This is a genomic window from Amycolatopsis decaplanina DSM 44594 (assembly GCF_000342005.1).
GTDB lineage: Bacteria > Actinomycetota > Actinomycetes > Mycobacteriales > Pseudonocardiaceae > Amycolatopsis > Amycolatopsis decaplanina.
In genome coordinates, this window is record NZ_AOHO01000047.1 from 236,670 (window position 1) to 243,154 (window position 6,485).

General features: G+C 66.2%; 7 protein-coding genes. 3 read left to right on the forward strand and 4 right to left on the reverse strand.

Annotation, left to right across the window (positions count from 1 at the left end; translation table 11 throughout):
* Positions 1 to 86 precede the first annotated feature (86 nt).
* The 3 genes from H074_RS12495 to H074_RS12505 are packed head-to-tail and all read right to left on the reverse strand — an operon-like array spanning position 87 to position 2,552.
* Entirely contained in the window at positions 87 to 392 is a 306-nt protein-coding gene (locus tag H074_RS12495) for a hypothetical protein (RefSeq protein WP_007030404.1), read from the reverse strand.
* A 4-nt stretch (positions 393 to 396) separates the two neighbouring features.
* Positions 397 to 717 carry a thioredoxin gene (gene trxA / locus H074_RS12500; protein ID WP_007030405.1) on the reverse strand — a complete coding sequence of 107 codons (321 nt, stop codon included), beginning with the start codon at positions 715 to 717 and terminating at the stop codon, positions 397 to 399.
* Positions 718 to 737: 20 nt separating this feature from the next.
* A complete protein-coding gene (locus H074_RS12505; RefSeq protein ID WP_338022434.1) occupies positions 738 to 2,552 on the reverse strand; it encodes a cytochrome c biogenesis protein DipZ in 1,815 nt (604 codons plus the stop codon).
* Between the two features lie 208 nt (positions 2,553 to 2,760).
* On the opposite strand from H074_RS12505, the gene H074_RS12510 reads away from it, so the two are divergent.
* From H074_RS12510 to H074_RS12520, 3 genes are all read left to right on the forward strand, one after another.
* Entirely contained in the window at positions 2,761 to 3,423 is a 663-nt protein-coding gene (locus H074_RS12510) for a fasciclin domain-containing protein (RefSeq protein ID WP_007030407.1), read from the forward strand.
* A gap of 85 nt (positions 3,424 to 3,508) precedes the next feature.
* Positions 3,509 to 4,045, forward strand: a complete 537-nt coding sequence (locus tag H074_RS12515; protein ID WP_007030408.1) for a fasciclin domain-containing protein — start codon at positions 3,509 to 3,511, stop codon at positions 4,043 to 4,045.
* Between the two features lie 186 nt (positions 4,046 to 4,231).
* On the forward strand, positions 4,232 to 5,065 hold the full coding sequence (locus H074_RS12520) for an alpha/beta hydrolase fold domain-containing protein (RefSeq protein ID WP_007030409.1): 834 nt from the start codon (positions 4,232 to 4,234) through the stop codon (positions 5,063 to 5,065).
* On the opposite strand, the gene H074_RS12525 is transcribed toward H074_RS12520, so the two are convergent.
* Complete coding sequence (locus tag H074_RS12525; RefSeq protein ID WP_007030410.1) at positions 5,045 to 5,728, reverse strand: SGNH/GDSL hydrolase family protein; 684 nt, start codon at positions 5,726 to 5,728, stop codon at positions 5,045 to 5,047. The genes H074_RS12520 and H074_RS12525 overlap by 21 nt on opposite strands.
* Positions 5,729 to 6,485: the final 757 nt, after the last annotated feature.

The window sequence follows — 6,485 nt, forward strand, 5'->3', positions numbered from 1 at the left end:
AGCCCCTTCCGGTTCCAGGTGCTTCCTGAAGTAGCCGATCACGGCCTCGCCGAGGGCTTGAAGTTCATCCAGGGCCCCGTCGTGGATCAGCCGTAACGCAACACCGGAATCGGCGTCGCGAGCAGGGAACCCACTCCGTCCTCGATGGACATCGTCGGATGAACAGGTGGCAGGAAGTCGGGGCGGCAGCCGTGGGAAGGGACGGCGCTCATCAACCGTACGCCGTCGGCGTCGAGGGCGGTCAGGGTCGTCGTGCGCCGGCGGCCGAAGCAGGGCTCGTCTTCCGGCCGTCGCAATCGGCGGAGACTGGCCAATACCTCCCACATCGGCTCCGCCGTTTCGGAAACCGAGAGCAGGGACAGATCCTCGTCGGTGCAATGAATCCTCAGCATCCGGCTAGAGCCAGGACGCGAGCTTGCCGAGGATCTTCGCCTTCGAAGCCGCGCCGTTGATGGTGGTGGCGGGTTTGCCGTCGACGAAGAGGATCATGGTCGGTATCGACAGGATCCCGTAGTCGCCGGCGATCTCCGGGTTGTCGTCGATGTCGACCTTGACGACAGTGACCTTGTCGCTGTGTTCGTCGGCGATTTCGGCGAGAACCGGGGCAAGGGCTTTGCAGGGGCCGCACCAAGGTGCCCAGAAGTCGACCAGTACCGGCTTGCGCTGCTCTAAGACCTCGGCGGTGAAGGTGCTCGTGGTGATGGATTCCAGGCTCATGGTTCTGCTTTCTCTTGTGCTCAGCCGAAGGTGAAGGAGAAGGCCTGGACGCCCGAGCCGACGGTGACGTCGAGCGAACCGGCTTCGATGGCCTGTGTGGACAGAAGCTGGTACGAGTTCGGTGTGCCGTTGACCTGAATGGTCTTGGTCTGGCCCTTGGCGGTGTAGGTGACGGTGCCGTTGCCTGACAGGACCATGCGGACTTCTTTGGCGCGGTAGTTGAGCAGGATCTTCCCGTCGGCGCGGGTGGGGGTGATGTTCTGGCTGGTGAGGGTCCAATCACCCTTGAGCACGAAGGTGTCCGGCGGCTGGGTTGCGGGGTAGGCGAACGTCTTCGCGCCCGCGGTGTAGTCCTCGGTTCCGGCGAAATTGACGCGTTTGGTCGAGCCGAGGTAGGTCTCGCGGGTGATCGCGGCGGTGTCCGGGGTGTCGTCGGCGGTGCCGGTCGCCGCGGGGAGCCGCACGTTCGGGTTGGCCTTGGTGAGCAGCTCGCGGATGAGCTTTTCCGTGGTCTGGTAGTCGCCTTCGCCGAATTTGATGTGCCGCACGGTTCCGTCGGCGTCGATCAGGTAGTGCGCGGGCCAGAAGCGGTTGCGGTAGTTGGTCCAGGTTGACAGGTTGTTGTCGAGGGCGACCGGGTAGCCGATACCGAACTTGTCCGCGGCGGCTTTGACGTTGCCCGGCTCCTTTTCGAAGGCGTACTCGGGGGAGTGGACGCCGATGACCTGGAGGCCGGCGTCGCGGTAGGCCTTGTCCCAGGCGGTGACGTGCGGAATCGAACGCTGGCAGTTGATGCAGGAGTAGGCCCAGAAGTCGATCAGGACCACCTTGCCGCGAAGTTGTGCCAGGTCGACCGGGGCGCCGCCGGGCGTGTTGAACCACTGCTGGATTTCCTTGATGTCTGGTGCTTTCCCGCAGCTTTCGAGTTCCTTGGCGCCGTCGGTGCAGAGGTCGAGGTCCTTATTCTGGTCGTTCTCCAGCCCGCCGAGGTTGAGCGCCTTCTTGACCTGCTCGGAGTTGTTGATGTCGTTCTGCAAACCGCTGGTGTAGTCGGGGATGGCCCGTTGCAGCAGTTGCGGCAGGTTGAACACCAGCCCGATCGCGAGCGCGATCATCACGATTCCCGCGGTGATCCGAATACCGCGTTGCCGCTTGCGGAAGGCCTTCACACGCTCGGCCACCCGGCGCCCGGCGAGGGCGAAGATCAGCAGGGGGAGCGCGGCGCCGATGGCGAAGGTCGAAGTGAGCACGATGGTGTCGAGGCCGATCTGCCCGGTCGACCCGGCGACCGTGATCGCGGCGAGCACCGGTCCCGCGCACGGCACGTAGACCGCGCCGAGCCCGAGGCCGAGGGCGAAGCCGCCGCGGTTGGCGTCGGGGCGTCGCTGCGGGATCCAGCTGAACGGCTTCTCCAGCAGGTGCTCGAACTTCGGGACGATGAGCCCGATCCCGATCAGTGCCAGGACGATCAGGCCCGCCCAGCGCAGAACATCCTGTGGTAGTCCGAGAACCGAAAGCAGCAGCGATCCGAACAGGGTCACCAGGGTGAAGCTGACGACGAGACCCAAGATGATCAGATAGGGACGTGAGCGTGGCGGCTTGGTCTCGACAGGGGCTTCCACGGTCGAGACACGGCCGCCGCCCGTGTTCTCTTCACTGGGAACTGTCGGCTTCGGACCCTGCACGCCGCCGGAGAGGAAAATGACCGGCAACACCGGGAGGATGCACGGAGAAATGCCCGTGACCAATCCCCCGACGAGGCCGATCAACGCAAGTGTGAGCACGGTTGCTCCCGGGCAGATCAAGTGGAGTGGGTGACAAGAAGCATTCGTCACCCAGGCCCCGGCGGATTGCCGCCGGGGACCGCGAGTGGTGACGAAGGGTCCACGATCGTGTTCGTAAGGTAACGGAAAGATCTCGATGGCGGAGCCCGCCCATCCGGCCCGGCGCAGGTCTCGAATCCAGGATGTTCGCCGCCTCGGAAGCGTCGAGGCGCACTCAGCCCTGTGGGCCGATTCCCTCAGCTAATAGGAGTTACCTGTCATGAAGCGCAGTTCTCGCCGCGTCACCTTGGCCGCCGGTCTCGCCGCTTTCGCTCTCATGGGCGCGGCTTGCGGCAATGACACCGCGTCGAACAACGCCGCCAGCACGCCGGCGCCGTCTTCCTCTGCCATGCAGCAGCCGTCTTCCAGCGCGATGGCGGACCCGGCCAAGGACCTCGTCGGCCCCGGTTGTGCGGGTTACGCGGAAAAGGTGCCCAGTGGCCCGGGTTCCGTCGCGGGCATGTCGGCTGATCCGGTCGCCGTTGCGGCGAGCAACAACCCGCTGCTCAAGACCCTCGTGTCGGCGGTTTCCGGGAAGCTCAACCCCAAGGTTGACCTGGTTTCGACGCTCAACGGCAGCGAGTTCACCGTCTTCGCGCCGGTCGACGACGCGTTCGCGAAGATCGACGCCGCCACCATCGAGAAGCTCAAGACCGACGACGCGCTCCTCACGAAGATCCTGACCTACCACGTCGTTCCCGGCCAGATCGCGCCCGACAAGATCGTCGGCGACCAGACCTCGGTCGAGAAGGGTGTCGTCAAGGTCACCGGCACCAAGGACGCGCTGAAAGTCAACGACGCCAACGTGATCTGCGGTGGCGTGCACACCGCGAACGCGACCGTGTACCTCATCGACTCGGTCCTGATGCCGCCGGCGGCATAAGTCACGGTCCAAATCGGACATCAGGGAGGGTGCCTTTCTCCACCGAGAAAGGCACCCTCCACAACTGGATCACTGGAGCCTGACTGTGACCAAGGTTCGGGTCTTCGGCGTCGGACTTCTCGTCGCCGCCACGGCGGCACTCACCGCTTGTGGCAGCGCTACGCAGGTTGCCGGTCCGCCGGGCAGGATGTCGTTCTCGCCGGGGTCCGTTCCCGCGGGCGCCGCAGGACTCACGGGATCGCCGGACGGCTCGACAACCAAGGCGGATGTCTTCGGCCCGAAGTGTTCTTCGAAACCGTCCCGATTTCTCGCCGCGGCAGGGGCGGCGGGTCTGATCGGCACGGCCGTCACGGTCTTCGCTCCCGCTGACGAGGTGCTCGGCGACACCGATCCGGAGCCGATTCTGCGCCTCCACGTCATAGGCAAGCGGTACGACGCCAAAGGGCTCGCGGTCGCCGGTTCCGTGTCGAGCCTCGACGCCAGCGGCGGCCCGGTGAAGATCGACGGTTTCGGCGAAAACATGACGATCAATGGGGCGAAGATCCTGTGTGGCAACGTTCCGGAGGGGAACGCCACCGTCTTCGTTATCGACAAGGTCCTGAGATCGGAACCCGTGTCCTGAGCTTCGCGTCTCTTTGTCTTGCGTCAGGGGGCAGGTGGCCCTGACGTGAGGAACGCTGATTCGGCAGCGTTCCGCCGGTCGTCGCCGTCGTCGGTTCACTCCATGGCCGCGGCGGCGGCCGGCACCCGTCCGTCGGCGGACCGGGTCCGAACCACCTGTATGAGGTTCAGGGACAGGCTCGCGGCGATGGTCATGCACGCGTCGGCGCGGTGGACCGTGCGGTACGGGGAAACGCTGCGGTTCGCGGGGAACGATCTGCCGTCGCCGGAGGTCCTCCGTGTTCCGACCCGGCATGGCCGGGTCCGCGTTTACGTCTACCGGCCGCGGTGCCCGACCCCTGATGGCGCGTACGTGCACTTTCACGGCGGTGCCTGGCTGATGCGGTATCCGGCCATGGATGACTGGTGGTGCAGATATGTAGCCGCCACCGCCGGGGTGACTGTGTACAACGTCGACTTCCGGTGCGGCCCTTACGTCGCGTTCCCGGTGGCGCAGCACCAGTGTTTCGACGCCGCGGCCTGGGTAGCCACTGGCGCGCGGGTCGTGGTGGGTGGATTCTCCTCCGGTGGAGGGCTCGCGGCGGCGGTCTGCCTGCAGGCCCGTGACGCGGGTGCCTGGCGGCCGGCGCTCCAGGTGCTCGGGGTGCCCGCCCTGGATCTCGCGAGCGACCCCGACCCGGCTGCGGGCGGGATGATCTCACCGGGACTGCGCGACCTGGTCCGCCGGGTGTACTTCCCGGACCCGGCGGCCCGGCGGCACCCGTACGCCTCACCCTTGCTGGCCCCTGATCTGACCGGCTTGCCGCGCGCCGTCGTTCTCACCGGCGAGCACGACACTTTGCGCGAAGACGGCGACCGGTACGCGGCCCGGCTGCGCGAGGCTCGAGTCGACGTCGTGTACGACCAGACGCCGGGGGTGGACCACTACTTTCTCACCGATGACCCCATCCGGGCCCGCACGACCATGGCCTGGGTGGCGGAAGAGATCCGCCGGGCGGTGTCAGTCGCCGATTCGGAATGACGCCACCGTCCGTACCGGGGCTTCGAAGATCCCCGCGATCCGGGCGTAGCCGACGTCGTTCGGGTGGAACCAGTCCTCGGCGAGGCTGCCACGCAGCGGCCCCAACGCGGGCCCACGCATATCCGCGACCTGGATCCGGCCGCGGGCTCCCGCGGTGTCGAGGAGGGCGTTGACCGCGTTCGCCGTGGCGTTGCCGTGCGGGAGCGAGGCGACCACCGAACGCCCGGCGGGAAGCCTGTCGAGCAGTTCGGCGAAGCGGTTCTCGACACCGCGGCGGCGGGCAGGGGTCAGCATGTCGTTGGCCCCGATCAGCACTGTCACCAGAGCCGGAGCGGAAGGCAACGTGAGCATGCGTGGGAGCTGGTCGCCCAGGACATCGGCGACCCGGGCGCCGGACGTCGACAGGTTCACCACCGCGAAACGCCCGCCGACACGGGTGTTGAGGCGCGGTACCCAACCTCCGGTGATGGTCCGGGCGCCGATGCCCTGCGTCATCGAGTCGCCGAGAGCGACCCACAGCGGCCTGTCCGAGGAGAGGGCCGCCTGGTTCGCCTCGGACCAGGCCAGCGCGAACGGGATCTTTTGTGCGCGGACGCGGCCGACACCGGGCACGACGACCGACGCCACGTCGAGCGCCCAGCCCGACCACGTTCGCTTCGCCAACCCCGATCTCCCTTTTCGAGCTTCCCACGATCATTCGGAGCTCAATCGGTCGCAGATGGGTCTCTGCGCGGGATCGCGCCCGGCGCACTGGACCCACTTGCACAGGACGACAGGACCGCGATCGGGGCAGAAGTAGTGAACTTGGCCGCCACAGCTCGACCGGATCAGCCGATCTGCGCGTCGGGCAACGGAGTTCCACCAATTAGGTCCGCCCAGCACGCGAACTGCGTCACGAAAGCACAAGCTCCGGGGACATCCGGCTCCTCGTTGGTGCCTTGAGGTAGGAGGTCGCCAACCGGCATTGACTTCCAACACGTTGGCGCAACACTTACCTGAACGCATTACACGCACGATGGAGCTGGATCGCCGCCCAGCCCAGCCTGGCGCCCCTGTACCGCTGCCGCCGAAGTTGACGCCGGATGGCTGCTAGCCGACGCCGGGTGCAACGACGACCATGACGTCTGTGAGGACGTTGAACGACGTGACCCCCGCAACCTCGACGTCCATCAGGTAGTCAGTGTCTATTTTGACGATCGTCCAATGATCGATCGTCGTCCAGATGGGCTGGTCCGCTGACTGCGGCGGAGCGCCTCTGTGGTTCGTCCCAGTACCGGCCGACGGCTTGAGCGGGTGCGCACCCTCGGAAGCCCGAGCACGATGTTGGGGGCAGAAGCGCCTGCCCGTTCTAAGAGCCTGTCTTTGATGCCGGTTGCGGGTATGGGTCGGGCCTCTGCTAGTGATCTTGACACCACATCTC